Annotated in this window: 3 protein-coding genes; 2 read left to right on the top strand and 1 reads right to left on the bottom strand. The window is 65.3% G+C overall.

The genetic code is table 11. The features are described from left to right. Together DBR20_RS06355 and DBR20_RS06360 are read left to right on the top strand one after the other, a co-directional pair. The coding region (locus DBR20_RS06355) for a DUF2268 domain-containing putative Zn-dependent protease (protein WP_108265593.1) at positions 1 to 777 on the top strand (777 nt) is incomplete at its 5' end. Positions 778 to 895: 118 nt separating this feature from the next. Continuing rightward, a complete protein-coding gene (locus tag DBR20_RS06360; RefSeq protein ID WP_258223230.1) occupies positions 896 to 1,618 on the top strand; it encodes an SGNH/GDSL hydrolase family protein in 723 nt (240 codons plus the stop codon). 72 nt (positions 1,619 to 1,690) lie between these two features. Here the strand turns inward: DBR20_RS06360 and DBR20_RS06365 are convergent, their stop codons facing one another. Continuing rightward, complete coding sequence (locus tag DBR20_RS06365; protein WP_108265595.1) at positions 1,691 to 2,551, bottom strand: LysR family transcriptional regulator; 861 nt, start codon at positions 2,549 to 2,551, stop codon at positions 1,691 to 1,693. Positions 2,552 to 2,701 lie beyond the last annotated feature (150 nt).

Below are 2,701 nucleotides of genomic sequence, written 5' to 3' on the forward strand. Positions count from 1 at the left end.
GCCCAGTTCGCGAAGCTGCGCCGGGTCACCGCCGAGCGCATGGCCGACGCGATGGCGCGTGACCCTGCGGTGTATGCCAATGGACGGGCTTGCCTTGCGGAGTTGCCTGCGGTGCGGCAGCGACTGGTGCAGGTGTTCGCCAACCTGCAGGCGATCTACCCGCAGGCGAAGTTCCCGCCGGTGGCGATCGTGGTGGGGCGCGGCAAGCCGGTGGGCATGACGCATCCGAACGGGGTGGTAATCGGCCTGGAAGCGCTGTGCGCGGCAGATTTCATGAACGCCAACGCGCAGGACCGCTTCGTGCACGTGATCGCGCATGAGTACGTGCATATCCAGCAGACCGGCGTGAGCGAGTACGAAGCAGGCGACCCGCGGGCGACAGTGCTGCGCGAGTCGTTGGGCGAGGGTGTTGCCGAGTTCATCGCCGAACTGATCTCCGGCAACGTCGGCAATGGTCGGCATGCCGGGTGGACGCGGGGCAAGGAGGTGCATATCGAAAGCGCGTTCGCGCTGGATATGGACAGCACCGATCTGAAGCCCTGGTTGTACAACCACACGCTGGGTTCGCAGGAGCCCTACGACCTGGGCTACTGGGTGGGCTATCGCATCGCCAAGGCGTATTACCTGCAGGCCGGCAACAAACGCGATGCTGTGCGCGCGCTGATCCAGCAGGACAACCCGAAGGCGATCCTGGAGGCCAGTGGCTGGACGCCGGGCATGTGGATGCCGGCCAAGGTGACCGGTGTAGCGGCAAGGGCGGCTGCATCGGCAAAATGACCCTTCGCAGGCCGCGCTAGACTGCCCAGGTCGACAGCGGAGGATGCTCATGCGCAGGATGGTTTCGATGGTCTGGCTACCGGCCGGTCTGCTCATTGCCTCGCTGGCCACGCCAGTGATGGTGCAGGCGGCCAGCAATCCGCTGCTGACCAGGCCGGTCGAACAGCTGCAACCGGACGAGGTGCGTTTCATGCAGCAGCGCCTGTCCGACTGGCCGCAACTGCAGAAGTACCGCGCGGCCAACGCCGCGTTGCCAGCGCCACGGGCCAGCCAGCCACGCGTGGTGTTTTTTGGCGATTCGATCACCGAAGGCTGGGGCGTGGACGGCAGCAGCACCTTCTTCCCCGGCAAGGGCTACATCAATCGCGGCATCAGCGGGCAGACCACCGCGCAGATGCTGGTGCGCTTTTCGCAGGATGTGCTGGCGCTGCGCCCGAACGTGGTGGTGATACTGGCCGGCACCAATGACATCGCCGGCAACACCGGCCCGGCCACGCAGGCGATGATCGAGGACAACCTGCAGGCCATGCTGGACCTGGCGAAAGCGCATCGCATCGCGGTGGTGCTGGCGTCGGTGTTGCCGGTCAGCGAGTACCCGTGGATGCCGGGCATCACGCCTGCACCCAAGGTGCGTGCGTTGAATGCCGCGCTGAAGCGCCATGCCGATGCACGGGGTCTGGTCTATCTGGACTATTACGCACCGATGGCCAACCGTGTCGGCGGACTGGATGCGCAGTTGGCAACCGATGGCGTGCATCCGACGGCGAAGGGCTATGCGCTGATGGCACCGCTGGCCGAGGCGGCGATCAAGCGCGCACAAGCGAACACGCCCAAGCGCTGAGATGGGTAGTGCGGGCCGCTGGCCGGCAACCTCAAACTGCATGCCGAACGGATTGCCGGCCAGCTGCCGGCACTACCCTATCGCCAGTTCCGCCAGCAGCCACTCACAGAACCGCATCACCAGCGGATCGCGAGCGCTGTCCTCGTGCAGCAACCAGCTCCAGCGCGGTCCGCGTACACAGGCCTCATCCAGCGGCTGCAGCAGGCCCTGCGCGCGCGCCGGTGCTGCCAGCAATTTGCTGACCAGTGCGATGCCCAGGCCCTGGCACGCGGCATCCAGCAGTTGTCCTGGCTCGGAGAAATTCAGGCCTTCGCGCTGCTGGCCGACATCGGCACCGCCCTGCACCTGCCACTGGCTCCAGTCCATTTCGCGCTCCCCGTGCAGGGTGCTGCGCTCGGCAACAGGTAGCGCCAGCACGTTGGGGTGGCAGGCCGGATACAGCCGGTCCTGCAGCAGTACGCGATGCTCGCAATGCGCCTGTGCCTGCAGATCATCGCGAATGCTGATGTCCAGCGTCTGCGCGGTCATGTCGGGTGCCTCTTCGCTGGTCAGCAGCCACAGGTCGGCCTGGGGATGCTGGCGGCGGAAGTCACCCAGCCGCGGTACCAGCCAGTGGCGCGCGAAAGCGGGGCTGGTGTTGACGATCAGTTGATTCGGCTTGCGGTACTGATCGAGCCGACGGATGCCACTGGCCAGCTGCCGCAGCAGCGACTGCGTGGTTTCCAGCAGGTCGATTCCGGCATCGGTGAGGGTGACGCTGCGGCCCTGGCGGAAGAACAACGGTTGTTCCAGGGAGTCCTCCAGCCCGCGGATCTGCTGGCTGATGGCAGACTGGCTCAGGTGCAGTTCCTCGGCCGCACGATGGAAGCTGCCGAGCCGGGCGGCAGCCTCGAAGCCGCGCAGGGCATTCAACGGGGGCCAATGCTTGAGCATGATTGATAAGCCGGGCTGATCGTATTTCCGCTGAATCTATCGTTTGTTATCGTCAATTCGCAAGGGCAACATGGATCTGTCGCGCATCAGCCGGTGCGCCTGAATCGATCAGCTGGACTTCACGGTCCGCCTCTGGAGCCTGTCATGTCT

The organism is Stenotrophomonas sp. HMWF023, assembly GCF_003060985.1.
Taxonomy (GTDB): domain Bacteria; phylum Pseudomonadota; class Gammaproteobacteria; order Xanthomonadales; family Xanthomonadaceae; genus Stenotrophomonas; species Stenotrophomonas lactitubi.